Here is a 24,625-nt window from a genome sequence, read left to right as displayed (position 1 = left end):
TTTTTGTCAGACGAATAATGTGTGCAGGATCAGGAAGATGACGCCGGACATGAAGGCCGCCGCGGGTACGGTGATGACCCATGCTGCGATGATTGTCATAAAGTGGGAGCGGCGCACGAGTTTGCGGCGACGGCGTTCTTCGGGGGCGATATGTGAGGTTTCGGGGCGGGTCTGTTTTGAGATCCGCAGGCGGCGCTCGGCGTGGTATTCGCGGAAGAAGCCGACCCCGAAGATACCGCCAACCGCGATATGTGTGGAGGATACGGGCAGGCCCAGCCAGCTTGCTATAATCACCGTAATCGCGGCCGAAAGTGCCACACAATAGGCCCGCATCGGGTTCAGTTTTGTGATCTGGCTGCCGACCATGCGGATCAGTTTCGGGCCAAACAGGATTAGGCCGAACGAGATGCCGAATGCACCAATGACCATGACCCAGAGTGGGATGTTCACTTCGCCTGCAAAGGTGCCGTATTGGTCGGCGTGCACAATTGCTGCCAGTGGGCCGACGGCGTTTGCCACGTCGTTGGCGCCATGTGCAAATGAGAGCAAGGCAGCTGACAGCACCAGAGGCACGGAAAAGAGCACTTTGAGAGATTTATTACGGTTTTCCAAGCCTTCGGATTGGCGGCGGATCAGTGGGCGAGAAACGAGATAGACGGCGACGGCGATGGCAAAACCGATGAGCAGGGCGGTGCTTAAGTCAACGCTGATGAGTTTTTGAAAGCCTTTCATGGTCAGATAGGTCGCGAAAACCCCTGCCATAATGCCGATCAGTACAGGGACCCAGCGACGTGCCGCTGCGATTTTATCGTCCTGATAGATGATTGTTGTTTTGATGAACCATAAAAACAGGGCCGCCACTGCGCCCCCAAGCACGGGCGATATGATCCAGCTCGCGGCGATTGCACCCATTGTGGGCCAGTTCACCGCGGCAAATCCTGCCGCAGCAATGCCCGCGCCCATCACGCCGCCCACGACAGAGTGAGTGGTCGAAACCGGTGCGCCGACCCATGTGGCCATATTGACCCAGATCGCAGATGAAAGCAGGGCGGCCATCATGGCCCAGATGAATACATCGTGTCCGGCGACACTTTGCGGGTCGATGATTCCTTTTGAGATGGTCGAAACCACGTCGCCGCCTGCCAGTAATGCGCCTGCGGTTTCGAAGATCGCGGCAATCGCAATTGCCACGCCCATTGTCATCGCATTGGCGCCAACTGCGGGGCCCATGTTGTTGGCCACGTCGTTTGCGCCGATGTTTACGGCCATATATGCGCCGATGGCGGCGGCGGCGACGACGACGTAAGAGGTTGATGTACCATTGAAAAATATAGCAACGAACAAAGCTGCGATAATGATGAAACCAAGCGCTATACCAATACCAACCAACGGTCGGGCCACGATCTGCCCTGCGTATTCGACGCTGGCGATACGTCCCAAGTCGCGGTCAAGCGTATGCCAATGGCGGTCGGTTTTCTCTTCGGTCATTGCAAGCCCCTTCGACGGCAATCAATTGTCTAGATTGCGGGGGTAACGCTGACGGGCGCGCAGATCAACTGCGCATAGTCATGATTGTCTAATAGTTAGCCAAAAGCGATTTGAGCCCATCGTTGTCAACCATGCTGGCAGCCTGTGCAGGAGAGACCCAGACCCGTTCGCGTTTATGTACTTCAGGGTAGTCGTTGGCGACCGCGTCTACGTCGAGTTCGAACACTTTAGTTTCGCAAGGCACCCAAAAGCCGCTGTCGTAGGTTTTACGCGACAGGAACGAGCCCATGGCGCGATTGCTGGCGACGGTGGATTTTACGCCGCCTTCTTCCCATGCTTCCTGTTGTGCGGCTTGCGCGGCGGAGAGCCCGTCGATTGGCCAACCTTTTGGCAAGATCCAGCGCCCTGAGGACGAGCTGACCAATAACACCTCTTTGCCGTTTTTAGTCGTGCGTTGGCAAAGCGCCGCCAGTTGCAAAACGGGCGGACGTTGAAAGAGGGGACGAACCGCGTTCGTCCAAATGGTATGGATCAAAGAACTCATGGTAACCTGCTATTATTCTTATTTTATTAAGTAACAGTTAACATGTGCGTGGCCGAATTACAACTGTCTGGTTATGTCCCGCGCGGTTTTGCGCGCAGGGTCGGGTCGGCTTGGGTCGGATCTTCGGGCCAAGGGTGGCGCGGATACCGTCCGCGCATGTCGCGCCGCACGTCTGCGTAGGATGTGGCCCAGAAGCCGACGATGTCTTGAGTGGTTTGTACGGGTTTTTGGCCCGGTGAGAGCAGGACGACGCGTAGGGGGGTTTTGCCCACAGTCGGATGCGTGGTTTGGCCGAACATTTCTTGCAGGCGCAGGGTGATTTCGGGGGCGTCGCCTGCATAGTCGATGGGGATTTTGCGTCCCAAGGGGGTGGTGAAATGTGCGGGGGCTTTTGCGTCGAGGCGTTGGTTTTGGTCCCAGTCGAGCATGGCGCGCAGGGCGGGCAGCAGATCGAATGCTTTCCAGTCGGCGGTGGAGCGCACGCCATTGAGATGGGGGAGCAGCCAGATGTCGAGAGTTTGTAGGAGGGTGGTGTCGTCCAGGGCGGGCAGATCGTCGATGAGCGCAACTCTGGCGCGAAAGCGGTCAGCGGCGGGTGATGATTTGAGGCCGAGCTGGCGCACGCCCTCAAGCATGGCGACGGCCACGTCCTCGGCGGGGGCCTCTGTCCAGTTCCGGTCGTCGAGGGCAAGTGCGCCGAATTGTTCTTGGGACCGTGTCAGGACTTTGCCGTCGCGCCGTGACCATGTGCAGATATCGACCCATGCGATTTGGTCGGGGAAGAGGGCGCGCAGTTCGGAGTCCGAGATCATTGCCGCCTGTCTGATCGGTGCTTCGCGGGTGTCGCCGTCAAGGTCGGTGGCCACGATCAGGCGTTGTCCTGCGAGTGGATCAGTTGCGTCGAGGATCGCCCCCTTGCCGCCGGAGAGGACATAGCGGGGCGCGTCGCCTTTGCGCCGTAACCCGATCCGGTCAGGGTAGGCGAGGGCGGCCATGGCGGCGAGGGACATGGGGGCCGGATTTGGTAGGCCTTTTGAGAGGCGCGGGATTTCGGATTTGATGGTGGCGAGCGCGGCGTGGTTGATTTGGCCCGGACCGGTGTAGCGACCGCGCAGGGCGTTGATGCGTAAGGTCAGGTCGACGGGTGCGCCGCGCAGGGGGTCGCGGGCAGCGAGGAGGGCGGCGAGGGGGGCGGCTTGTTTGCCTGCGACAAGGAGCATGTGGGCCAAACGCGGTTGCAGCGGGAGGTTTGCGAGAGCGCGGCCGTGGGGAGTGATTTTGTCGTGTGTGTCGAGTGCGCCGAGTGATTGCAGCAGGCGGCGGGCCTCTGTGAGTGTGCCGATGGGTGGCGGGGTGAGGAAGGCCAGATCGTCGCTGCCCCATGTGGCGAGTTCGAGTGCGAGCGGAGCCAGATCAGCGGCTTCGATTTCAGCGGGTGGGAAGGCGGGCAGAGCGCCATCTTCGCCTTTTGTCCATAACTTATAGCAGACACCTTCAGCGACGCGGCCTGCGCGGCCTGCGCGCTGCGTGGCTTCTGCGCGGCTGACTTTTTCGGTCACAAGCCGCGACATGCCGGAGGCGGGATCAAAGCGGGCGCGGCGTGAGCGGCCTGCGTCGATGACGACGCGGATGTCTTCGATGGTCAGTGAGGTTTCCGCGATGGAGGTGGAGAGCACGATTTTGCGCCCTTGGGTCACGGGGGCGATGGCAGCACGTTGGGCGGCAAAGGGGAGCGCGCCGTAAAGTGGGCGCACGGAGCAGTTGGGGGGCAGGCGACCAGAGAGGGCTGCTTCAACGCGGCGGATTTCACCTTCGCCGGGGAGAAAGACGAGGACGCCGCCTGCGGTCTCGGAGACGGCGTGAACGATCAGATCGGCGGTGGCGTGTTCGAGGCGGGTGCCTTTGCCAAGGGCTTTGGCGAGGTGCTCTGTGGTGACGGGGAAGGCGCGTCCCTGTGATGTGAGGATGGGGGCGTTGTCGAGCATTTCGGCCACGGGGCCTGCGTCGAGGGTGGCGGACATCACGAGGATTTGAAGGTCGGGGCGCAGGACGCTGCGGATTTCCCAAGCCAGAGCGAGGGCCAGATCGGCGTTAAGGGCGCGTTCATGAAATTCGTCGAAGATGATTGCGCCGATGCCTTTCAGTTCGGGGTCCGATTGCAACATGCGGGTGAGGATGCCGTCGGTGACGACTTCGATGCGGGTGGCGTTGCTGATTTTCACTTCGCCGCGCATTTTGTAACCGACGGTTTGGCCGACGGGTTCGTTTAGCGTCTCGGACAAGCGTTCGGCTGCGGCGCGGGTGGCGAGGCGGCGCGGTTCGATCATGATGATGCGGCCTTGCACGTCGTTTGCGGCGAGCATGGCGAGGGGGACGCGGGTGGTTTTACCAGCACCGGGCGGGGCTTGCAAAACGGCGCGGCCGTGACTGCGCAGGGCCGTGATGAGGTCGGGGAGGATGGCGTCGATGGGAAGTGTGGTCATGCGGTTGGTCTTAAGGGAATGAGGCGATGGGTCAAGTGCGACTGCAGAAGCGGTAAGAGTACTCAGCAACGGGATGTCGTAAAAGATAATCGGTTGGGCACCACGAGCAACTGCTGATGCGCCAAAGTGGACTTGTCGCGGTTGAGTTCCTTTTTTCTATCGAGCCATGTTTGTTAGGACGAAGATAAGGACTGGGAATGAGAGATTCAGACGAGCGCATAGTGACGCGCTGCGCATTGCCATGCGCAGTGGTTTATCGTGACCGCAGGTTTCAAGTGGTTTGGGTGTCCGTTATGGACGGGTCGGTGGCCGCGCAGATTTAACGCGCGGATATTCATCCACAGAAGAGGTTATGTACTGCTGGTTCTTTGTGAAGTTTGAGCTGAAGCGGATTAACGAGGTCGCCGTGTCATGAGGTGGGATCTTTTTCATCGCTGGGGTAGTCGGCGCGGGTTCGGACTTTGCGGATGGTTTCGCCGTGTGGGTCGAACCCTTGGGTGACGATTTCAGAGGCGCGGCAGTCTTCGCACATGGTCAGCACTTTCAGGCGTTGTGCCCCGTCGTCGCCGGTGAACATCCAGTGATCGGCGAGCCGCGATTGCACCCGCTCAATCCCTGATTTTGTGGCGAACGCGGTGCCGCAGCTTGTGCAACAGAACGGGGCTTCTTCGTGCAGGATTTTACGCGGGGTGTCCCATGCGACAAAGTCGATTTGCGGCGTCAGGGTGATCGCGGTTTCGGGGCAGGTGGCGGCGCATAAGCCGCATTGCACGCAGGCGGATTCCGTGAAGCGCAGCATCGGTGTTTCGGGGTTATCCAGCAGTGCGCCTGTCGGGCAAACGCCTGTGCAGGCTTGGCAAAGTGTGCAGGCGTTGGCGTCGATGGTGATGCTGCCGAAGGGAGCGTTTTCGGGCAATGGCAGGACCTGTGCGGGGGAAGGCGCTGTGCGGTTCATTTCGCTAAACGCCATGACCAGCAGCCCGCGCTTGTCGGCAGGCGGCAGGAAGCTTGAGGGGGTCAGTGTAGGGGTCGCGCGGGTTATGTTGCCCAGTGCCGTCTCTAGCAGGTCGGGATCGTCGGTTTCGATCAGGGTAACTGAGCCGTAGCCGAGGGCGTCACTGACGCTAGTGACCAGCGCAATGCTGTCGTGCAGACCTGCTAGGTCATGCAGCGGTTTTGCGCGTCCCAGAATGGCCACGCCACCCGCGCCGTAAGCAAATGCGGCGGCGAGGATTTCGGGACCGGTTTGAGTGATTTCATTAAGGGCAATAGGGATCACATTGGCGGGCAAGCCTTGCCCGTAGCGCCCTGCCGCGTCGATCAGCGGCGTGCCGTGGTCGTCGTCGTGAAACAGGATCACGGGGGCGGTTTTGCCACCTGCCGCGCGCCATGCTTTGAGGGCTGCGCGCAGACGCAGGGCGACGGTTGTCACATCGGGCAAGGCGTAGGATGCGGCTCCTGTCGGGCACGCGGCGGCGCATTGTCCGCAGCCCGCGCAGATGGCGGGGTCGATTTGCACGCTATCGCCGTTGGGCGTGATCGCCCCTGTCGGGCAAAGGGAAAGGCAGCGGGTGCAGCCCGTGATCCCGTTGCGCGAATGGGCGCATAGATCAGCGAGGAAATCGATGTAGACGGGCTTGTCGAATGTGCCGACCATTTGACCTGCTTTGGCGATGATGTTTGCCACGGCACGGGGGTCTTTGGGGTCGGCGCGTAGGTATCCGGGGCGCAGATCAGAGGCGGGGAATAACGGCGTATCGCCTGTCAGGTCAACAATCAGATCGGCGCGCGAAATTGCCCCGTCGCGGGCTGTGCCGAAAGAAAGGGTCTCGCGCGAGGAGGGTGCTGCTGCGGCAAAGGCGTCAACGGTCAATTCGAACGCGCCAAGGTGGCCTGTCGCGTTGCGGATGCGTCCTTGCAGCACCGGGAATCGTGTTTGGCGCGGCGGGATGATTTGCGCGGCAGGCTGGATCAGGACTGTGATGTCCAAGTGATCGGACAATGTGGTGGCCGCCTCGATTGCCACATCATCGCGGCCTAGAATGAGAGCGATGCCGTTGCTTTCCAAAGTTGTGACGCCAAACGGCGCAGGTGTGACGGCGGCGGCGGCAATCATGGCGGCCATTTTTGGCCCGCTTTGATCGGCTTGCGCGGTCCAGCCTGCGGTTTCGCGGATATTGACGAAAGAGAGCGCCACATCGGGGGCCTCATTGGCGGCGATTTCGGTGAAAAGCGGTGCTTCTTGTGTGCAGGTGACGGTGACAGGTCCGCCCTTGCCGAGGGCTGTGCGAAAGCGGTCCAGATTGGCGCGGCAGAGTGCATTGACTGACCCGCTGCATCCCACTGTATCGAGTGCCGCCTCGTCCAAGGTCATAGTGTTTTCGCAGGTGCATGTCAGGAGTGTCATGGTCATAAGGGTTCAGGTCCGATCAAGAGGCCAGTGTTTACGGGCGACCGCCCTTGCAGAGCGCAGTGAGTGCGTTACAATCCTACGAAACCAGACTTCTTGCAAGGATAAGCTGACGTGTTTGACGATCTCTCCGCGCCGCGCGCGCTCGTATTGCCGCCGCCCTATACGGCGCATTGGCTGAAAAAGGGCGATGTTTTGGCCCATGCTTGCGGGCTTGCGCCCGATCATGGGGCAGGGACGCTTGTGTGGCATGCACGTGCATCTGACGGCGATGCGGGGCGGTTTGATTTTGCGGTTGTGTTAGAGCCTGAAACGCCGCTGGTTGAGGCGCGCCGCGCGTTTATCGTGGCGATGCTGGCCTTGGGGGACGCGGTTGCGGCGCATTGCCCACCAGAGCGCGCGGTTGGATTTGGCTGGGCGGGAGAGGTGTTGTTGGATGCCAGTCGGCTTGGTGGGATGCGCTTGCGCGTGGCCCCCGAGACGGGCGAGCAAGATGTGCCAGACTGGATCGTGATTGGTGTCGAGTTGATTGCGGACCGCGACCATTTGTCCGCGCCTGGCAGTTGTCCCGGATCGATATCGTTGTTTGAGGAAGAGTTCGAGGATCCTGCTGCTGTGCTGGAGAGTTTCGCGGCGCATTTGATGTTGAATTTTGACCGCATGACCCATGAGGGGTTTGAGAGTGTGGCTGCGCGGTATGCTGCGCGTCTGATGACTGGTGGGACGCTGACAAAGGACGGAGATTTGGACGGTGGATCGTCGCTGAAAGAGGCCGTTGATCTGACCCCTTGGCGCGGTGCAAACGGGCCTGATCTGTGATCCGCCTGCCGCGCACGATCCAGTTGGACCGCTCTGATACTATCGTGTTTGCGCCTGCTGCCGACCCCGGTGAATGGGCGGTGACTGGCGCGTTTTTATTTGCGGGGCGCGACCCTGACAGCCTGAGCCGCAAAGAGCAGATCGCGTTTCGTTCAGGGTTTTTGGGGGTGGCGAGTTTCGGCTGGTCCACGTTGGTCACGGTCACATTGGTGCGGCCGCAAGATTTTGACGATGCGGTCGAGATGCTGGCGGGTCAACTGGTGAAAGTGCTAGGCGCGCCTGATCTGGAGACTGCGCGGCCTGCCGCAATTGAGGAGCTGACGCTTGCGCAGGATCTGTGTCGTGGTCATAGCGAGGGGACGTTGATCGGGTTGCACCGCACGCAGGGGAATGATGGTATCCACGAGCAGTTTCGCACGCTGAAACCCCGTGATACCACCGCGTTTTCCGCCAGTTATTTGGGCGGCCATGACAAAGCGTTTCATATGGTGGAAACCGACGAGGACGACGGCGGCTTTGATTTGAGCGCGTTTATTGCAGAAAAGGACGCATCATGAGGGAATTTTGGGTCGCATCGGGTCACCATCTGACGCAGCTGGACGCCACAGGGCGGATGCAGGTGACGGATGCCTTGATCCTTGCGTGGCTGGCGCGGCCTGAAATCATGCCGCCGCCCGAGGCTTGTGCCGCTGAGGTTGCTTTGCATACGCGGCTCATGGCCAGCCCGCGCGCCAAAGTGTCGCAGATCGAGCGCGACGGGCTACAAGACCCTGACGCGCGTGAAAATTGGGATTTCCTGCTGACGCTGCGCGATACACTGCTGGCGGAAGGATCAATTGAGGCGGGGTATCTGGCGCTAGTGCGGGGCCGTGTCCGCTTGCCGCATTTGTTTTATGACCAGTTGGTGCAGCTGATTTTACGCAATGCGCTGAATGGCTGTGATGATGTGCATATGCTGCGCGCCGCAGAGATGTTTTTTCGCCCGCAGCGCGCGTATTTGCAAGATGATGCGCTGATGTTGGCCGATGACGAGTTGGTTGCTGAGTTGGAGCAGGGGATTCACAGCAATCCGCTATTTGCGATGTTGAACGGCGGGGTCGAGAACCTTGACGTGCTGAACGAGGCCAATAGCTGGACATATTGGAGCCGCTCTGACGCGCATACGATGGTGTTTCCGTTTGGTGCGGATCCATTGGCACGGGCCGGTTTTGCCAATGCGGTGGCGCGGTTCGTCCATCATTTGCTGGGGCAGCCTGTGACCGTGACGCCGATCATGGCTGCCGAGGATGTGGATTTGCAATGGTATGTCGGGCTAGATCCCGCAGGCACGGCGGTGGGCAATGCGCTATGGGACGGCACGGCGCTGCCTGCCGCATTGGTGGGGTTGTTTGCGCTGACCTTTGATAGCCCGCACGGGGTGTTGCCGCAGATTGGCGCGCAGCCGGTGTATCTGTTGGTCGGGTTGGACAAAAGTAATGTGATCCATTTCAAGCCGCAGAACCTTGTGATGGGGTTGCCGTTGGTCGGTGACGGTCAGGCGGGCGCGTTGCCTGCTGCCGTGGGAACCGCCTGATGCCGCGCGAGGTGATCCGCGTGGCGGTGGTGGGTGTGTCGCATCCGCCAGCGAATGTTTGGGCCACGCGTAGGGTGCGGCCCGCGTCGTTGATGGCGGATCTGCCTGCCTTGGCGCCGGGGTCGTTGATGTCGCAGCGCGGTGAGGTGCACACCTATTACATGGGCGATCATGCGGTGGTGCTGCATTCGGGCGAGACCGCGCATTATATCGATAACCTGCGTGCAGCCCAACCGTCGCTTTGGGTGTCTTGCGAGGGGGAGAATGTGCAACTGGTCACGGCTGATCCATATGAGGGGGAAGCGATGGCAAGCGATCCCGAACGTCTGGTAGAAGCGCTGCCGATGCCGCGCGCGGTGTTCGAGGCGATTGACGCCTTTATTGAGGCGCATCATGTTGGTGAGGTGTTTCATAAGCGCAAACGTGTGCCAGCCACATCGCCACAGGATCCGCGTGCGCCAAGGGTGCTGACAGAGACTGAAAAGTGGGTCACGTCACGCGGCAAAGCGGGACTGCCGCCAAAGGGATCAACATGAGTAACGCGGACAATGACGGCGGTTTTTTGAGCGGCTGGTCGCGGCGCAAGCTGGCGGTGAAGCGCGAGAAACCTGTGGTGGTCGAAGATGAGGTGATTGAGCCGATCGAAGAGGCCGAGTCGGGCGATTATGCCGAACTGATTGCCGCACTGCCTGCGCTTGAGGACATTACCGAAGGGACGGATATCAAACCGTTTCTCGTCAAAGGTATACCTGCATCGCTGAAAAACGCGGCGCTGCGCAAGCTGTGGTCGGCGACCCCGTCGGTGCGTGATTATGCCGATCCTGCGGTGGATTATGCTTGGGACTGGAATGCGCCGGGGGGCGTGCCGGGGGGAGGTGGTATCTTGTCGGAATCAAGTGTGGCCAAAATGGTGAAGGACCTGATTGGCACGCGCAAAGAGGCCGAAGAGCAGGACGTTTCAGTAGACGAGGCGGATATTCTGGCGGCCGAGGATCTGGCTATTGAAGTAGAAGCCGAGCCACCTTTGGAGGCTGTGCGCCGCAGCGGGCCGCGCGAACCAGCCGCCCTGCCTGCCGCACAGGCACCTGATGACGCTCCACGCGACCAAAGTCGGACCTTGACTGATCCGCCGCGACGCCATGGCAGTGCTATGCCGCAATAATATGAAAGTTACCGGTGGCTTAGGGTCGCACGACAGGTTGCGAGATGTAAAAGATTATGCAATGATTAAGGATTATAGTGGTAAACATCCCATATCTTCAGATCACGGCCATGAGGTAAACCTATGACCATAGCCAGCTCGACAAACGTCGCGCCAGCCATGCCAGAATATGAGGCGCTTCGGGCCCAGCAATGGGCGCTGATCGGGTCATTGTTGGCGGCGGCACCTGATCGTGACACGTTGCAAGCCTTGGCGGGTTTAACGGGCGACGACACGGCCCTTGGGCAAGCCTACCGCGTTCTGGCGCAAACGGCGGCTCGCGCTGATGTGGACGCCGTTGCGCGCGAATTCTTTGAGCTGTTTGTTGGTGTCGGACGCGGCGAATTGTTGCCCTATGCGTCATTCTATTTGACGGGGTTTCTAAATGAGCGCCCGTTGGCCGATCTGCGCCGCGATCTGGGGTTGATGGGCGTAGAGCGTGCTGCTGGACGTTTTGAGCCGGAAGATCATATCGCAAGCATAGCCGAGGTTATGGCGGGGCTGGCGGCGGGTGACTTTGACGCAGGCGTGCTTGGCTGTGGCGCTGCGGGTGAGGCGGGGTTTTTCGCGCGCCATTTGCAGCCTTGGGCCGCCCAGTTTTTTGACGATCTTGCCGTGGCACCGAGCGCAAATTTTTACCGCGCCGTTGCCGAAGTTGGCCGGATTTTTGTGGATATCGAGATTCGCGCCTTTGCCTTAGAGGCGAAAGCGCACCGCATCCCTGACGCACAAGCGCAGCGGCTTTAACACATCACCCGCAGGCGCAATGCCCGGGACCCCACATGACAAGGAGCAGGACATGACTGATAGCGAAAAGAAGACCAACAATATCGGGCGGCGCGGCTTTTTTGGCGCGGTTGCGGCAGCGGCAACGACCACTGTTGTTGCAGGCGGGGCTACGCCTGCTTTTGCTGACGAGTTGGGTGAAGAGCGCACCAAGTCGCGCTATCAGGAGACCGATCACGTCAAGGCTTACTACCGCACAAACCGTTATTATAAGGGGGCATAACCCATGCTGGTCAAACGTAGATCTACAGATGCAAATCGCAGTGGCCTTGCCGCTTTTGCGCAGAATGTTTCGGCTAAGCCCGTTGATCGCCGCAGTTTTCTGCGGACGTCCGGACTTGCTGTGGGTGGTCTTGCTGCCTTTGGGGCGATTAGTGGCACAACCGTGCGCCGCGCCGAGGCCGGGCCGACCGATCACGGTCAGCCGATCGAGGTCAAAACCAGCATTTGCACGCACTGCTCCGTGGGCTGTACCGTCAAGGCCGAGGTGCAAAACGGCGTTTGGGTCGGGCAAGAACCCGCATGGGAAAGTCCGATCAACCGCGGCACGCATTGCGCCAAAGGGGCATCGGTCCGCGAGATTGTGCACGGCGACCGCCGCCTGAAATATCCGATGAAAAAAGAAGCGGGCAAATGGGTCCGCGTGTCTTGGGAGCAGGCGATCGACGAGATCGGTGACAAGCTGCTGGATATTCGTGAAAAGAACGGTGCGGATAGTGTCTATTTGCTGGGCTCGGCCAAGTTCTCGAACGAGGGTGCCTATCTGTTCCGTAAGTTTGCGGCGTTCTGGGGTACCAATAACGTCGACCATCAGGCGCGTATTTGTCATTCGACGACTGTTGCCGGCGTGGCTAATACATGGGGCTACGGCGCCATGACCAACAGTTATAACGATATTCGTAACTCGAAAACCATCATCTTTATGGGATCGAATGCTGCCGAAGCGCACCCTGTGTCCTTGCAGCATATTCTGACGGGCAAAGAAACCAACCGCGCCAATGTCATCGTGATTGACCCGCGTTTTACCCGCACGGCAGCGCACGCGACCGATTATATTCGCATGCGTCCCGGCACAGATATTGCGATTATCTGGGGTATCTTGTGGCATGTTTTTGAGAACAACTGGCAGGATCAGGAGTATATCGACCAGCGCGTCTGGGGTATGGAGCAGATCCGCGAAGAGGTGAAAAATTATCCGCCAGAGGTTGTCGAGCGGATCAGTGGCATTGCAGGCGACGAGTTGAAGCGTGTTGCTGAAACCTTTGCCACCAAAGGACCATCCACCTTTATCTGGTGCATGGGCGGCACGCAGCACACGGTCGGTACCGCCAACGTGCGCAGCTATTGCAACCTGCTATTGGCAACAGGCAACGTCGGGTCCGAAGGATCGGGCGCAAACATTTTCCGTGGTCACTGTAACGTGCAGGGGGCGACAGATTTCGGCCTCGATATCGGGTCTTTGCCTTGTTATTATGGCTTGTCCGAGGGCGGCTGGAAGCATTGGGCGCGCGTCTGGGATGTGCCTTACGACTATTTGCAGTCGCGTTTTGACGAGGTCCCTGCAAAAGGCGGTCGTGATCCGCGTGACCGCAAGGGCAACATGGAAATGCCGGGAATTCCGTCGACTCGCTGGTTTGATGCAACGACGCTTGATGCCGAAGATGTTGATCAGCGCGACAATATCAAAGCGATGGTTGTTGTGGGCCACGGCGGGAACACAGTGCCGCGGATGGGTGATGCCTTGAAGGGGATGAATGCGCTGGATCTGTTGGTCGTCGCTGACCCGCATCCGACCACATTTGCCGCCTTGCATGATCGTCCCGACAACACTTATCTGCTGCCGATTTCGACGCAGTTTGAATGTGATGGCAGCCGCACCGCATCAAACCGGTCGTTGCAGTGGTCTGAAAAAGTTGTCGAGCCGATTTTCGAGAGCGACAATGATTACGCCTTTATTTACCGCCTTTCAGCCAAGCTTGGCTTTGCGGAGGACATGTTCAAGCCCTACGACATGGTGCAGGGTAAATTCTCGCTAGAGCCAACGGCGGAATCGATCCTGCGCGAGATCAACCGTGGTGGCTGGTCAACAGGTTATACGGGTCAAAGCCCCGAGCGCCTAAAGGCCCATATGGCCAATCAGGACAAATTTGATCTGGTCACACTGCGCGCGCCTGCAGACGCAGAGGGTGTTGGTGGCGATTATTATGGTTTGCCTTGGCCTTGCTGGGGCACGCCGGAGTTCAACCATCCTGGCACGCATATTCTGTATAATCCGAATATCGCGGTGAAAGATGGCGGCGGCGCGTTCCGTCCCCGCTTTGGTGTTGAACGTGACGGTGAAACGCTGTTGGCAGAGGGGAGCTATCCGGTTGGTTCGGAAATCACCGACGGTTATCCGCAGTTTACCTATGGTATTTTGCAGACCCTTGGCTGGGATGCCGATTTGACCGCCGCTGAACTGGCGGTGATCACCGAGCTTGGTGACAATGACGCCGCTTTGATGGCCGAAGTCAGCTGGTCGATTGACCTGTCGGGCGGCATCCAGCGTGTTGCAATCGAGCACGGCTGTATTCCGTTTGGCAACGGCAAGGCCCGCGCGGTGGCGTGGAACCTGCCTGATCCGATCCCTGTTCACCGCGAGCCTATTTATTCGCCGCGCCCTGATCTGGTGGCCGGATATCCTACACTGGAAGATGGTCGCCAGTTCCGCGTGCCAAACATCGGTCACACGATGCAGGCATCTGCGGTAGAACGTAAATTGTCGGAATCCTTCCCGATTGTGATGACCTCTGGTCGTATTGTCGAATACGAAGGCGGTGGCGAAGAGACCCGTTCGAACCCGTGGCTTGCCGAATTGCAGCAAGATATGTTTGTCGAGATCAACCCAGTCGATGCGGATGCGCGCGGAATTGTTGATGGTGGTTGGGTCTGGGTCAACGGCCCCGAAAACGACAGCAAGGCGCGTATGAAGGCGTTGGTGACAGAGCGTGTTGCCGCAGGTGTGGCGTTTATGCCGTTCCACTTTGCAGGCTGGTATGAGGGTGTGGATCAACGGGGCAGCTACCCCGAAGGCACAGACCCCATTGTTTTGGGCGAAAGTGTAAATACGGTTATGACTTATGGTTATGATCCGGTGACAGGCATGCATGAAGGCAAAGTATCGCTTTGCCAGATTTCAGCGGCTTAAGGGAGACAGATAGATGGCACGTATGAAATTCCTTTGCGACGCTGATCGTTGTATTGAATGTAACGCTTGCGTCACGGCGTGTAAGAACGAACACGAGGTGCCGTGGGGCATCAACCGGCGGCGGGTTGTGACGATTAACGACGGTTCGCCTGGCGAGCGGTCTGTTTCGATGGCTTGCATGCATTGTAACGATCCGCCCTGTGCTGCGGTCTGTCCGGTGAATTGTTTTTACATCACCGACGACGCGGTTGTTCTGCACTCCAAAGATACCTGTATCGGTTGCGGTTACTGTTTTTACGCCTGCCCGTTTGGCGCGCCGCAATATCCGAAAGTCGGCAACTTTGGTACACGTGGCAAGATGGATAAGTGCACCTATTGCGCAGGCGGACCAGAAGAAGACCTGACCGAAGCGGAATACGTCAAATACGGCGCGAACCGTCTGGCAGAAGGCAAGTTGCCACTTTGCGCCGAGATGTGTTCGACCAAAGCATTGCTCGCGGGTGATGGTGATATCATCGCCGAGATTTACAAAGAACGGGTTGTGACACGGGGCTATGGCTCTGGTGCATGGGGCTGGCGTACCGCTTACGGCGATGCGGTCGCGGTTTGAGGGAGGTAGGATTATGATGATGAAAAATCTCGCAGGGCGCATCGCCGCCGTTCTTGGCATGATGGCGCTACTCGGGCTGGGCGATGTGGTACAGGCCCAGCAAGTGAACCCGACGGCACAATCGGTTACCGCTGACGGGTTGCTGGACGCATTGGAAGACGATCAGATGATTGCGGGGCGTATTACAATCCCTGATGATCGGGCCGCTGGTCTGGTAAAACCGGGCAACAGAGACTGGGCTAACACGCATACGGGGCTGGTACGCACCGTCACTATTTCTGCCATCGTTGGCGCGGTTGTTATTTTGGCGTTGTTCTACCTGATCCGTGGCCGGATTATGATCGACGGTAAAATGTCGGGTATTCGTATCCTGCGGTTCACTGCATTCGAACGGTTCGCCCATTGGTTGATGGCCGGTTCCTTCATCGTGCTGGCGCTGACGGGTCTGAATTTGGTGCTGGGACGGACGATCATTTTGCCATGGCTTGGCGCCGATGCATTTTCCACGATGACCGCGTGGGGCAAAGTATCGCATAACTATGTTGGCTGGGCCTTTATGCTGGGTTTGATCCTGTCGTTTATCTTTTGGGTTTCGCACAATATCCCTAACAAGGTGGACGCAGAATGGATCGCGCAGGGTGGCGGAATTTTGAAAAAAGGGATGCACCCGCCTGCCAAGAAATTCAATGCGGGCCAGAAGGGTATCTTCTGGGCTGTTATGCTCGGCGGTGCCGCGCTTTCGGTTTCCGGTTTTATGTTGTTGTTCCCGATGATTGCTGGCACGCAACCTGATTGGCAGTTTATTCAAGTGGTTCACGGCCTCGTCGCCGCGGGTCTGTCGGTTGTCATTATTGGGCACATCTATATCGGCACTGTCGGCATGGAAGGGGCGTTTGACGCCATGGCAAAGGGTGATGTTGATCTGAACTGGGCCAAAGAACACCACTCGCTTTGGGTCGAAGAGGTTCAGGCTGAGACCGGTACTACCGATGACGCTCCAAAAGTGGTGCATCCTGCTGAATAAATTGTGCGGGTCTGGCGTTTGATCGCGCCAGCCCCGCATTTTCTCTGAGCAGAGGCATCAGGTGAGAAAGACACATGTCCATGGGTGATGACCAAATTTTGCGCATTGCACGCGAGGCGTTATCGGGTTTCGTTATGCCTGATGGCACACCGTTTTTGAGTGCGCCGCAGGTCAGCGGACCGATCATGTCGAACGGGCGTATTGCAGTCACGATTGTGACCTCTGCCGCGGCGGCTGCGTCATTGGCGGCGCTGCGCGACAGCACCGAGACCGCGTTACGTCAGATTTCTTGCGGCGAAACTGCGGTTGTGGTTTTGACGGGTGAAAAACCGGCCGCGCCGCGCCAGCCCCCAGTGAAAGATGCCCAGCCGAAGGTGCTGGCTGACGTGCGTTATGTCGTCGCCGTGGCCTCGGGCAAGGGCGGGGTTGGCAAATCAACCACGGCGGTGAACCTTGCTTTGGGGCTGCGTGCAAACGGTTTGCGGGTTGGAATTTTGGACGCCGACATCCACGGCCCGTCGATCCCGACATTGCTAGCGCTGCACGGTCAACCACGCATGGGCCGTGACCGTCGCTTACTCCCCATGAAATCCAATGGCATCACCGCAATGTCGATGGGCATGATGGTTGACGCGGAAACCGCGATGGTCTGGCGCGGCCCAATGGTCATGTCGGCGATCACGCAAATGCTGTCCGATGTGGATTGGGGCGTCTTGGATGTGCTGATCGTAGACATGCCACCGGGCACCGGCGATGCACAGCTAGCGATCGCACAAGGCACAACTTTGGCGGGCGCTGTCATTGTTTCGACACCGCAGGATCTGGCCTTGATCGACGCGCGGCGCGGGATCGCGATGTTTCGCAAAGTTGACGTGCCGATCCTTGGCGTGATCGAAAACATGGCCCACTTTACCTGCACCAGCTGCGGTCAGGATCATGCGATTTTCGGCCAAGGCGGGGCTGAGGCAGAGGCGCGTCGTCTGGATGTGCCGTTCCTTGGCGCAGTGCCGCTGACGATGGACTTGCGCGCGGCCTCTGATAGCGGCACGCCCGTGGTGTCGCGCGATCCTGATGGGCCGCTCGGCCAACTTTATATCACTATGGCGCGCGTGCTGTGGGATCGTTTGACGTCCGCACAGCCGCATGTTCACCCTGACAAACACCTTGAAGGAGTCTAACAGATGAAAGTCTTTCTTATTGCCTGCGTTGCCATTGTGGCTATCGCGTTTCTTGCCGGAAATGTGCTGAATGGTGTTTTCCAGCAGGACAGCGCCACCGCCTTTGCGACTGAGGGCGCGCGTGTTCCGGACGCCAAGCAGGACACGATCCGCAACTAAGCGCGCCACAGTTCCATTTCAGCGCTTTTCCAAAGCGTCGCCGACGCCTATAGTCTGTGCTGCAACGCACGGGCCGCAAAGATGCTGCGCGCAATTTATCGGAGACAAAACTATGAGCGAAGATTTCAACATGTCGATGCGTAAATTTCTTAAGCAGGTTGGCGTGACGTCACAGCAAGCCATCGAGGAAGCGTTCCGCGCGGCAGGTGATGATGCGACCGAAGGCAAAAGCTTTAAGGCGACGGTGGTTTTGACGATTGACGGCCTCGACGTCGAGCACCGCGTCGAAGGCACGATCAGTAATCCTGCTGAATAAGGAGTGGCGTGGCCTCGCGGTCATGCCCGAAATAGATGAAAACTGATCCTAGCTACCTGACAACCAAAGAAGTCGCAGAAATTTTGCGCGTCAAGGAGCGTAAGGTTTATGACCTTGCTGCTGCGGATGAAATTCCGCACCGGCGGATCACTGGCAAGCTGCTTTTCCCCAAATCCGAAGTGCTGGACTGGATCGAGATGGGCTGTGGTCCTGTCGACACTCATCCGCCAATGGTGCTGACGGGCTCGCATGATCCGCTGCTGGATTGGGCGGTGCGCGAGTCCGGATCTGGTCTGGCGACACTGTTCAACGGAAGTGGTGAGGGGTTATCGCAATTCGCGGACAGGCGCGCGGTGATGGCGGGGTTGCACATTCCTGACGCCGCCGGGTGGAATGTTGATGCTGTAAGCCACGCCGGTCTGAAAAATTGCGTTCTGATTGCATGGGCGTCGCGCGCGCGCGGAATGGTTTTGTCGCGAGATATGCAAGATACGATTACTTGCTTCAACGACCTGAAAGGCAAGCGCATTGTGCAACGCCAACCGGGCGCAGGTGGGGCGACATTCTTCAATGACCAGTTGCAGCGCGAAGGGTTAAGCCTCGCCGATATTGAGTTGGTCAGTGGCTTCGCTCGCACGGAATATGATGCCGCCGTGGCTATTGCTGCAGGGCAAGCCGATGCCGCGCCGGGGATCAAAGCGATGGCACAGCAATTTAATCTTGGCTTTTTGCCCTTGGTGCAGGAGCGATTTGATCTTGTGATCACGCAGCGCGCATATTTCTCGCCAGAGGTGCAAAAGCTTTTTCACTTTGCGCGTACAGTCTATTTTCAAGCCAAGGCAGACGCCTTGGATGGCTATAATATTAATGAGTTAGGCACAGTGCGCTGGCTCTCGCAGTAGGCGCGCCGTTTGGTGGCGCGCCGTTGCACATGTTACCCTGCGTTCGGGAAAAACAGTTGCTGACCGTCAATTTTGTAATCGGCGATCGCAGCCTGTCCTGCTTCAGATAATACCCAATCGATAAATGTCTGACCCTCAGTGGCCTTCACATTCGTGTGCGTTTCAGGGTTCACGAGAATGATGCCGTATTGGTTGAACATCTTTTCATCGCCCTCGACTGCGATTGTGTAATCGCCTTTGTTGCCAAAGCTGATCCACGTCGCGCGGTCGGTCATTATATAGGCGCCCATGCCCGTGCCCGTGTTGAGTGTTGCGCCCATCCCAGACCCGGTTTCGCGATACCACTCACCAGACACGGTGGTGACATCAACGCCCGCTTCATTCCACAGGGCAAGCTCGGCTATATGCGTGCCACTGTCATCGCCGCGCGATGCAAAGGGCGCCTCTGCTTGTGCGATTTGGGTGAGGGCGGCGGTGACATCGGACATGCCTGCAACACCCGCAGGATCGGCAGGCGGGCCAACAACGATAAAATCGTTATACATCACGTCACTTCGGCTGACGCCGTGACCGTCGGCCACAAATTTTTCCTCGGCGGCCTTGGCATGCACGAACAAAACATCGCCGTCGCCATTGGCAGCATTGTTGATCGCCTGACCTGTGCCGACGGCTACAACGCGCACTTCAATGCCCGACTCTTGTGTAAAGATCGGCAATATATGCTCAAATAAACCTGAATTCTGGGTCGAGGTTGTGGATTGCACGACGATAAAATTTTCCTGTGCAATAGCAGGACCAGATAGGCCAAGGGCCAGAAAGCCCGCTGTGGCCAACCCGATGAAGTTACGTTTCAACATGATCATACTCCTATTATGATGACTTTTTTTCGTTTGGAACAAATAGGCGTCCACCAAGCCATGCCTGCGCGGCACGCGATTGTGGTGCGTTTAGAACTTGGTTGACATGGCCGGTTTCCACGACTGTCCCGCCGTGCAAAAACACCAGATCATCACCCAATCTGCGCGCTTGACCTGCATCATGGGTGACAAGAATAATTGTTGTGCCACTTTCGCGCGCCTCTGCAATCAGGTGCTCGATGGCAAGGGTTGAGGCGGGATCAAGGCTTGCTGTTGGTTCGTCCAGAAATAAGACATGGGGCGCACAGATCATGGCGCGCGCCATCGCAAGCCGCTGCTGTTCGCCACCAGACAACACGCGGGCGGGCTTGTCTTTCAAGTGTTCCAGTCGTGCCAGCGCCAGCGTTTCTGCCTCGCGTGCTTTGCGATCTGCCCGTTTAACACCGCGCACAGACAAGGCAAATCGTAGGTTCGCGCCAACAGATCGGCGCAGCATCACGGGGCGCTGAAACACCATCGCCTGCTCGTGACGTCCTGCGCGATCCAGCGGTTTACCGCGCCAGTTCACCGTTCCCGAACTCGGGGCAAGCAACCCGTGCATCAGTCGCAACAGCAGGCTTTTCCCGCTGCCGTTGGCCCCCATAATCACGGTGCAGCGCCCCGGTGATATGGCAAGGTTCACCCCGTCAATCAGCCGCTGACCACCCACATCAAAGCACGCGTCATGGGTCGCTAAAAGGGGGGGCGGCAATTGGAGTGATCCCGCACGCCGCGTCGCGGTTGCATGAAATATATTTTGAGTGGCGTCAGACATAGGCTGCCCTCGCTGCTGTGCCGCGAATGGCCATTAACAACCCGTTCACAATCACCGCAATCGTCAGCAGGATAATGCCGAGTGCGAGCGCCAGCTGCAAGTTCCCCTTAGACGTCTCAAGCGCGATGGTCGTCGTCATCACCCGCGTCACATGATTAATATTGCCGCCAACAATAATGACCGCGCCGACCTCTGCCACGGCACGCCCAAACCCTGCTAAGGCGACGGTTAGTAAACTATAGCGCGCATCCCACAGCAGGGCCAAAACGCGATCCACCGGACCTACACCAAGCGATGCAAACTGTTCGGCGTATTCACTGTTCAGATCTTCAATCACCTGACGGGTCAGTGCGGCAATGATTGGCAGCACCAAAATCGTTTGCGCAATGATCATGGCTGTGGGGGTATACAACAGGCCCAAAACGCCCATTGGTCCAGATGCGGAGAGTACAAGATAGACAATCAACCCAACCACAACGGGAGGCAATCCCATCAATGTGTTCATCGTGACGACAGCAAGATTGCGAAACGGAAAACGGAATGCACCTATAACCGCGCCCAACGGCAACCCGATCAAACAGGCCACGGCAACGGCCGTCAGCGTCACCTGCAAGGACAAGACGATGATTTCAATCACGTCAGAGTCCCATGCCAGTATTAGCGCGACCGCTTCACTTAATATTGCAGAAAAGCTGTTCAATGTGCGGTCTCTCCCTGTGTGGGGAAATAATACATAAAAAAACGTAAGTATCCATAAGAATAGCCGATATATTTTGTGCAATTAATCAAGGCGCGGTCGTGACTGTGTTTTAACGCGCGCGAAGCAAAGCGGGCAATATAAGCCGTAGCTCACCGGAACCTATTTGTGCGCGGTTGGTTTAGTCTAAAACATGAAAGGATTAATCTCATGCGAGAACCAATTAGACCTAATAACACCACCGTAGAAGTCAGTAACAATCGTCCGTGGCTTTGGGTGATTTTGCTTGTTGTCATCGTCGGCGCTGGAGCGCTTTGGATCAACAGAGCGCCGGATGCAACGGTCGTTAATAACGTTGATACAGCGGCCCCTGTCGCGGACGAGCAGAGCAACGAAGTAGACGAAATCACTGATACCACAGATGTTCCCGTCGAAGATGCGGATCCGGACCCTGTGCCGCCGCAAGACGCACTTATTCCTCCTGCACCAATCCCCGCTGCGCCATCGGAGTAGAGGGCGCGCGTAAAGCTTTTTGTCCAGTATCGCGTCATAAGTGAAGTGGCCGGTATTGGACAAATTGGCGTTTTTTTCAGAAGGGCTTTTAATTTTTATAGTCCTATAAAAAGTCGTAAATATCAGTCCAGAAAACGTGCAAACAACACGTTAGCGGTTAGTGGGATTGTGATCATCTGTTCCTGCTTTTGATACGATGTTTCGGTCGGCAGGTGACTGAGCATCATGCTACTTTTGAAGTGATCAGAAGTTCAGATTTTGTGACACAGCCAGCGGGGCGGTGGGCCAGATGGCGCATAAGTCCCGTAACATTTCCCTCAGCCAGCTCATCATTCTTTGAGCTCAGCTGGTGCTTTGACGCGGTCTGTCGATAAGCAGCGCTTCAAGGGCCACAGAAGTTTTAGCTTACCTGAGAAGTGCGGTCACTTCGTCATTCGCCTATCGAATCATCAGACGTGGCTACATCTTAGCAGTGTGTTCTAATTTGCCGGACTTTTCATTCATCGCCTGATGGTACGTTCTCGTGCAAAAGTTACCTTTGAAACTGCTTCTGAGCAGCACAGAGGAGAATTCGGATGCTATGAACGGCCAAGGTTGGCAAAATACATATGGTTAGCCTACGCGCTCAGTTTGTGGCTGGTGGACGCGTGTTGTCGCACTAATTGTGCGGTTATTGAAAAAAGAATTTTCTTGCTCGGGTGTCCGCCGCAAATAGTTAATCAATGTCTCAAATCATAGAATTCCACGCAGAAAACCCGACTGCTTGCGCAATCGGGTTGTTATATTCTGAAAGAAAAGTGCTGGTTAAGCAGCAGTTGCCTTGGCAATTTCTTTTTTCAGTTTCAGCGCGTCGGATGACAGTTCTGCATCCTTGGACTTTGCAAAGAAAGCGTCCAAACCACCACGGTGGTCAACGGTGCGCAGGGCAGCGTTGGAGATTTTAAACTTGAACGAACGGCCGAGGCTCTCGGACATCAGTGTCACGTCCTGCAAGTTTGGCAGGAACCGACGACGGGTACGGTTTTTGGCGTGGCTGACGTTGTTGCCAGACATCGGGCCTTTTCCAGTAAATTCGCAACGGCGCGACATGTTGTAATCCTTGTCTTACGGGCGCTCGCGTGGATCAGCCACTTTGCGCACCTTTTCTCGGGCTTGGACCCAGCAAAATGCGGGGCCATGAATACGGTCTTCGCGATTTAGGAGAATTCCTTGGCCGCGTCAACCCGCATCACCATTGGTTGGGGCGAATCCCGCGCGATTGGTGGTGTTATCTGCATCTTAGTGGGTTTCTTTGGCAGTTCACATGTTAAAATGGTCATGCTTATGCGATTTCCTGTCGGTCGTGCGCTTTTCCAGCCGCGCCAGCAGGTCGCGGATGTAGCTGGCGTCATCCAGCCGCATGGCGCGGTGCGTTGCGACAATCGGAGCGGGGCGGGGTGGTGCATCCAGTGCCACCTGCTGCACGATTCCGGATTTTCGGGTACGGCGCAGCAGGCTGGTCGCGGGGTGGCCGCCAAATCCGAGCCGCGCAAGGCGCACGCGCGGGAACACTTCACCGATCATCTGCGCATTTGCCATATCCAGCCGGCGGAACGGATCGACGAGGATCACACCTTGCAGTGCAGGTTGGGCATGACCCACCAGATCACCCGCTTCTTTGTCAAAACCGGCGGCGTCGCTGCGGTAGCGCGAATCAAAGGGCATTACGTCAGGATGGATCGAGAACTGCGGGGAAATTGCTGTCGCGTATGTGGCGTTGACCGCATGAGCAAAACGGAATGCGCCGTAACCGCCCATGGAGAACCCCAGCATATGGACGGCCTCATACTGTGCCCCCAATATCCTGAGCGTAGCCTCTAGTGCAGCGGTGTCGTCGTTAATGAACCAATCGTTGCGGCGCGTGGCAATACAAAGTTGCGCAAACCCGCGCGTGGCGGCGCCATGGCTCATCTGGGCTACATTAAAATCAGCGCGGGCTTTTTCGCGGAAACTGAAGGTCACAAGCAAGCGCTGCGCGTCGCTGTTGAATAATGTGGCGCGCAGATGGGTGCCTGCAAAAATCACATCTCCGGTATCGCTCATGTGCTCGCGATCACTTGTGCGGCGGCGGCGGCGGGGGTGATCCGGCCTGCAGCTACGTCGTTCTCTAAGGCCGACATGTGGCGGCGCAGCGCGGGGTCAGATGTCAATCGCGCGAGCAATTGCAGGCGCACTTCCTCAGTGAACCAGTAGCGGGCTTGGTCTGCGCGGGTGCTTTGCCAGATATCGTTGTCGCGCCGCCATGAGATAAGGGCTTTCATCTCGTGCCATGCTGCTTCCAGCCCTATTGTCTCCAATGCGGAGACAGTCATGGCCTTGGGGAAGCCGTCAGGGTCTTGCACGCGTTTGCGCATTAGCCGTAATGCGCCGGCGTAATCGGCACAGGTGCGCATGGCTTGTGGTTTCAGGTCGCCATCGGCTTTGTTCACCAAAATCAAATCGGCGATTTCCATTATCCCGCGTTTCACGCCCTGTAATTCGTCGCCGCCAGCAGGGGCCAGTAGCAGCACAAACAGGTCGGCCATTTGCGCGACCACGGTTTCTGATTGGCCCACGCCCACGGTTTCGATCAGCACAATATCGTAGCCCGCAGCCTCGCATAGCGCCACAGCCTCGCGAGTGCGCCGCGCCACGCCGCCGAGTTGCGTCTGGCTGGGGGAGGGGCGGATGAAGGCATTCGGGTTGCGGGCCAGCAGGTCCATGCGGGTTTTATCGCCCAAGATGGAGCCACCAGAGCGGGTGGAGCTGGGGTCAACGGCCAAGACTGCAACCCGCAATCCTTGCTCTGTCAGCATCATCCCAAAGCTTTCGATAAAGGTGGATTTGCCAACACCAGGTGTGCCCGAGAGGCCGATGCGCAGCGCTTGCGGCTGCGTGCCCAGCATGTCGAGCAGGGCCATCGCCTGCACGCGGTGGTCGCTGCGCACGCTTTCGACCAAGGTAATTGCCCGCGCCAGCGCACGTCTGTCACGCGCCACAACACCCGCGGCCAGCGCCGCAATATCAACTGTTTTTGTCATTCTGG

25 protein-coding genes are annotated in these 24,625 nt (G+C 57.8%); 15 read left to right on the top strand and 10 right to left on the bottom strand.

What is annotated here, in order from left to right:
* Positions 1 to 6 precede the first annotated feature (6 nt).
* The 4 genes from ACXLHR_RS10450 to ACXLHR_RS10435 all read right to left on the bottom strand — a co-directional run bounded on the left by ACXLHR_RS10450 (position 7) and on the right by ACXLHR_RS10435 (position 6,928).
* Positions 7 to 1,488 carry an inorganic phosphate transporter gene (locus ACXLHR_RS10450; RefSeq protein ID WP_458791376.1) on the bottom strand — a complete coding sequence of 494 codons (1,482 nt, stop codon included), beginning with the start codon at positions 1,486 to 1,488 and terminating at the stop codon, positions 7 to 9.
* An 88-nt stretch (positions 1,489 to 1,576) separates the two neighbouring features.
* The gene (locus ACXLHR_RS10445; protein WP_458791375.1) at positions 1,577 to 2,023 is read right to left on the bottom strand and encodes an NUDIX hydrolase; all 447 of its coding nucleotides are present in this window, start codon (positions 2,021 to 2,023) and stop codon (positions 1,577 to 1,579) included.
* An 80-nt stretch (positions 2,024 to 2,103) separates the two neighbouring features.
* Complete coding sequence (gene hrpB, locus ACXLHR_RS10440; protein ID WP_458791374.1) at positions 2,104 to 4,515, bottom strand: ATP-dependent helicase HrpB; 2,412 nt, start codon at positions 4,513 to 4,515, stop codon at positions 2,104 to 2,106.
* A 409-nt stretch (positions 4,516 to 4,924) separates the two neighbouring features.
* Positions 4,925 to 6,928: a 4Fe-4S binding protein gene (locus ACXLHR_RS10435; protein ID WP_458791373.1), complete on the bottom strand. Its 2,004-nt coding sequence runs from the start codon at positions 6,926 to 6,928 to the stop codon at positions 4,925 to 4,927.
* A gap of 111 nt (positions 6,929 to 7,039) precedes the next feature.
* Between ACXLHR_RS10435 and ACXLHR_RS10430 the strand changes: the two genes are divergently transcribed.
* From ACXLHR_RS10430 to ACXLHR_RS10365, 14 genes are all read left to right on the top strand, one after another.
* Positions 7,040 to 7,744 (top strand): biotin/lipoate--protein ligase family protein, encoded by a 705-nt coding sequence (locus tag ACXLHR_RS10430; RefSeq protein ID WP_458791372.1) that lies wholly within the window; start codon positions 7,040 to 7,042, stop codon positions 7,742 to 7,744.
* On the top strand, positions 7,741 to 8,301 hold the full coding sequence (locus tag ACXLHR_RS10425) for a DUF6505 family protein (RefSeq protein WP_458791371.1): 561 nt from the start codon (positions 7,741 to 7,743) through the stop codon (positions 8,299 to 8,301). The genes ACXLHR_RS10430 and ACXLHR_RS10425 overlap by 4 nt, the downstream gene beginning before the upstream one ends.
* Positions 8,298 to 9,317, top strand: a complete 1,020-nt coding sequence (locus ACXLHR_RS10420) for a DUF6352 family protein (RefSeq protein ID WP_458791370.1) — start codon at positions 8,298 to 8,300, stop codon at positions 9,315 to 9,317. Before ACXLHR_RS10425 ends, ACXLHR_RS10420 begins: the two co-directional genes overlap by 4 nt.
* On the top strand, positions 9,317 to 9,853 hold the full coding sequence (locus tag ACXLHR_RS10415; RefSeq protein WP_458791369.1) for a DUF3305 domain-containing protein: 537 nt from the start codon (positions 9,317 to 9,319) through the stop codon (positions 9,851 to 9,853). Before ACXLHR_RS10420 ends, ACXLHR_RS10415 begins: the two co-directional genes overlap by 1 nt.
* On the top strand, positions 9,850 to 10,479 hold the full coding sequence (locus tag ACXLHR_RS10410) for a DUF3306 domain-containing protein (RefSeq protein WP_458791368.1): 630 nt from the start codon (positions 9,850 to 9,852) through the stop codon (positions 10,477 to 10,479). Before ACXLHR_RS10415 ends, ACXLHR_RS10410 begins: the two co-directional genes overlap by 4 nt.
* A gap of 123 nt (positions 10,480 to 10,602) precedes the next feature.
* Entirely contained in the window at positions 10,603 to 11,265 is a 663-nt protein-coding gene (locus ACXLHR_RS10405; RefSeq protein WP_458791367.1) for a TorD/DmsD family molecular chaperone, read from the top strand.
* A 52-nt stretch (positions 11,266 to 11,317) separates the two neighbouring features.
* Positions 11,318 to 11,527, top strand: a complete 210-nt coding sequence (locus tag ACXLHR_RS10400) for a hypothetical protein (protein WP_458791366.1) — start codon at positions 11,318 to 11,320, stop codon at positions 11,525 to 11,527.
* Between the two features lie 3 nt (positions 11,528 to 11,530).
* Entirely contained in the window at positions 11,531 to 14,491 is a 2,961-nt protein-coding gene (locus tag ACXLHR_RS10395) for a formate dehydrogenase subunit alpha (RefSeq protein WP_458791365.1), read from the top strand.
* 13 nt (positions 14,492 to 14,504) lie between these two features.
* Complete coding sequence (gene fdh3B / locus ACXLHR_RS10390; RefSeq protein WP_458791364.1) at positions 14,505 to 15,101, top strand: formate dehydrogenase FDH3 subunit beta; 597 nt, start codon at positions 14,505 to 14,507, stop codon at positions 15,099 to 15,101.
* 13 nt (positions 15,102 to 15,114) lie between these two features.
* Positions 15,115 to 16,125: a formate dehydrogenase subunit gamma gene (locus tag ACXLHR_RS10385; RefSeq protein ID WP_458791363.1), complete on the top strand. Its 1,011-nt coding sequence runs from the start codon at positions 15,115 to 15,117 to the stop codon at positions 16,123 to 16,125.
* Between the two features lie 80 nt (positions 16,126 to 16,205).
* Complete coding sequence (locus ACXLHR_RS10380) at positions 16,206 to 17,303, top strand: Mrp/NBP35 family ATP-binding protein (RefSeq protein ID WP_458791362.1); 1,098 nt, start codon at positions 16,206 to 16,208, stop codon at positions 17,301 to 17,303.
* Positions 17,304 to 17,306: 3 nt separating this feature from the next.
* On the top strand, positions 17,307 to 17,462 hold the full coding sequence (locus tag ACXLHR_RS10375) for a hypothetical protein (protein ID WP_458791361.1): 156 nt from the start codon (positions 17,307 to 17,309) through the stop codon (positions 17,460 to 17,462).
* Between the two features lie 112 nt (positions 17,463 to 17,574).
* Positions 17,575 to 17,778 carry a DUF6494 family protein gene (locus ACXLHR_RS10370; protein ID WP_458791360.1) on the top strand — a complete coding sequence of 68 codons (204 nt, stop codon included), beginning with the start codon at positions 17,575 to 17,577 and terminating at the stop codon, positions 17,776 to 17,778.
* Between the two features lie 35 nt (positions 17,779 to 17,813).
* The gene (locus tag ACXLHR_RS10365) at positions 17,814 to 18,680 is read left to right on the top strand and encodes a substrate-binding domain-containing protein (protein ID WP_458791359.1); all 867 of its coding nucleotides are present in this window, start codon (positions 17,814 to 17,816) and stop codon (positions 18,678 to 18,680) included.
* Between the two features lie 32 nt (positions 18,681 to 18,712).
* Here the strand turns inward: ACXLHR_RS10365 and ACXLHR_RS10360 are convergent, their stop codons facing one another.
* Genes ACXLHR_RS10360 through ACXLHR_RS10350 form a run of 3 tightly spaced genes read right to left on the bottom strand, consistent with a single transcriptional unit; the run spans position 18,713 to position 21,051 of the window.
* Positions 18,713 to 19,537 carry an ABC transporter substrate-binding protein gene (locus ACXLHR_RS10360; protein WP_458791358.1) on the bottom strand — a complete coding sequence of 275 codons (825 nt, stop codon included), beginning with the start codon at positions 19,535 to 19,537 and terminating at the stop codon, positions 18,713 to 18,715.
* A gap of 13 nt (positions 19,538 to 19,550) precedes the next feature.
* Positions 19,551 to 20,351, bottom strand: a complete 801-nt coding sequence (locus ACXLHR_RS10355; RefSeq protein ID WP_458791357.1) for an ATP-binding cassette domain-containing protein — start codon at positions 20,349 to 20,351, stop codon at positions 19,551 to 19,553.
* Complete coding sequence (locus ACXLHR_RS10350) at positions 20,344 to 21,051, bottom strand: ABC transporter permease (RefSeq protein ID WP_458791356.1); 708 nt, start codon at positions 21,049 to 21,051, stop codon at positions 20,344 to 20,346. The genes ACXLHR_RS10355 and ACXLHR_RS10350 overlap by 8 nt, the downstream gene beginning before the upstream one ends.
* A 207-nt stretch (positions 21,052 to 21,258) precedes the next feature.
* Between ACXLHR_RS10350 and ACXLHR_RS10345 the strand changes: the two genes are divergently transcribed.
* Positions 21,259 to 21,561 carry a hypothetical protein gene (locus tag ACXLHR_RS10345; RefSeq protein ID WP_458791355.1) on the top strand — a complete coding sequence of 101 codons (303 nt, stop codon included), beginning with the start codon at positions 21,259 to 21,261 and terminating at the stop codon, positions 21,559 to 21,561.
* Positions 21,562 to 22,365: 804 nt separating this feature from the next.
* On the opposite strand, the gene rpmB is transcribed toward ACXLHR_RS10345, so the two are convergent.
* From rpmB to meaB, 3 genes are all read right to left on the bottom strand, one after another.
* Complete coding sequence (gene rpmB, locus ACXLHR_RS10340; protein ID WP_458791354.1) at positions 22,366 to 22,650, bottom strand: 50S ribosomal protein L28; 285 nt, start codon at positions 22,648 to 22,650, stop codon at positions 22,366 to 22,368.
* 210 nt (positions 22,651 to 22,860) lie between these two features.
* A complete protein-coding gene (locus tag ACXLHR_RS10335) occupies positions 22,861 to 23,643 on the bottom strand; it encodes an alpha/beta hydrolase (RefSeq protein WP_458791353.1) in 783 nt (260 codons plus the stop codon).
* Positions 23,640 to 24,620, bottom strand: coding sequence for a methylmalonyl Co-A mutase-associated GTPase MeaB (gene meaB, locus ACXLHR_RS10330; RefSeq protein WP_458791352.1), 981 nt, complete (start codon positions 24,618 to 24,620; stop codon positions 23,640 to 23,642). Before meaB ends, ACXLHR_RS10335 begins: the two co-directional genes overlap by 4 nt.
* Positions 24,621 to 24,625: the final 5 nt, after the last annotated feature.

Source organism: Yoonia sp. MH D7 (assembly GCF_054439475.1).
Note: the sequence above shows the minus strand (reverse complement) of the source record. Positions and strands in the feature narration are given on the sequence as shown.

What these genes read in the sequence shown, in the direction of transcription:
- ACXLHR_RS10415 (WP_458791369.1), top strand. Translation starts at nt 9,317, where the DNA reads ATGCCGCGCGAGGTGATCCGCGTGGCGGTGGTGGGTGTGTCGCATCCG.
- ACXLHR_RS10450 (WP_458791376.1), bottom strand. Translation starts at nt 1,488, where the DNA reads ATGACCGAAGAGAAAACCGACCGCCATTGGCATACGCTTGACCGCGAC.
- ACXLHR_RS10410 (WP_458791368.1), top strand. Translation starts at nt 9,850, where the DNA reads ATGAGTAACGCGGACAATGACGGCGGTTTTTTGAGCGGCTGGTCGCGG.
- hrpB (WP_458791374.1), bottom strand. Translation starts at nt 4,515, where the DNA reads ATGACCACACTTCCCATCGACGCCATCCTCCCCGACCTCATCACGGCC.
- fdh3B (WP_458791364.1), top strand. Translation starts at nt 14,505, where the DNA reads ATGGCACGTATGAAATTCCTTTGCGACGCTGATCGTTGTATTGAATGT.
- ACXLHR_RS10355 (WP_458791357.1), bottom strand. Translation starts at nt 20,351, where the DNA reads ATGTCTGACGCCACTCAAAATATATTTCATGCAACCGCGACGCGGCGT.
- ACXLHR_RS10420 (WP_458791370.1), top strand. Translation starts at nt 8,298, where the DNA reads ATGAGGGAATTTTGGGTCGCATCGGGTCACCATCTGACGCAGCTGGAC.
- ACXLHR_RS10360 (WP_458791358.1), bottom strand. Translation starts at nt 19,537, where the DNA reads ATGTTGAAACGTAACTTCATCGGGTTGGCCACAGCGGGCTTTCTGGCC.
- rpmB (WP_458791354.1), bottom strand. Translation starts at nt 22,650, where the DNA reads ATGTCGCGCCGTTGCGAATTTACTGGAAAAGGCCCGATGTCTGGCAAC.
- ACXLHR_RS10385 (WP_458791363.1), top strand. Translation starts at nt 15,115, where the DNA reads ATGATGATGAAAAATCTCGCAGGGCGCATCGCCGCCGTTCTTGGCATG.
- ACXLHR_RS10405 (WP_458791367.1), top strand. Translation starts at nt 10,603, where the DNA reads ATGACCATAGCCAGCTCGACAAACGTCGCGCCAGCCATGCCAGAATAT.
- ACXLHR_RS10370 (WP_458791360.1), top strand. Translation starts at nt 17,575, where the DNA reads ATGAGCGAAGATTTCAACATGTCGATGCGTAAATTTCTTAAGCAGGTT.
- ACXLHR_RS10345 (WP_458791355.1), top strand. Translation starts at nt 21,259, where the DNA reads ATGCGAGAACCAATTAGACCTAATAACACCACCGTAGAAGTCAGTAAC.
- ACXLHR_RS10400 (WP_458791366.1), top strand. Translation starts at nt 11,318, where the DNA reads ATGACTGATAGCGAAAAGAAGACCAACAATATCGGGCGGCGCGGCTTT.
- meaB (WP_458791352.1), bottom strand. Translation starts at nt 24,620, where the DNA reads ATGACAAAAACAGTTGATATTGCGGCGCTGGCCGCGGGTGTTGTGGCG.
- ACXLHR_RS10375 (WP_458791361.1), top strand. Translation starts at nt 17,307, where the DNA reads ATGAAAGTCTTTCTTATTGCCTGCGTTGCCATTGTGGCTATCGCGTTT.
- ACXLHR_RS10395 (WP_458791365.1), top strand. Translation starts at nt 11,531, where the DNA reads ATGCTGGTCAAACGTAGATCTACAGATGCAAATCGCAGTGGCCTTGCC.
- ACXLHR_RS10380 (WP_458791362.1), top strand. Translation starts at nt 16,206, where the DNA reads ATGGGTGATGACCAAATTTTGCGCATTGCACGCGAGGCGTTATCGGGT.
- ACXLHR_RS10365 (WP_458791359.1), top strand. Translation starts at nt 17,814, where the DNA reads ATGAAAACTGATCCTAGCTACCTGACAACCAAAGAAGTCGCAGAAATT.
- ACXLHR_RS10435 (WP_458791373.1), bottom strand. Translation starts at nt 6,928, where the DNA reads ATGACCATGACACTCCTGACATGCACCTGCGAAAACACTATGACCTTG.
- ACXLHR_RS10335 (WP_458791353.1), bottom strand. Translation starts at nt 23,643, where the DNA reads ATGAGCGATACCGGAGATGTGATTTTTGCAGGCACCCATCTGCGCGCC.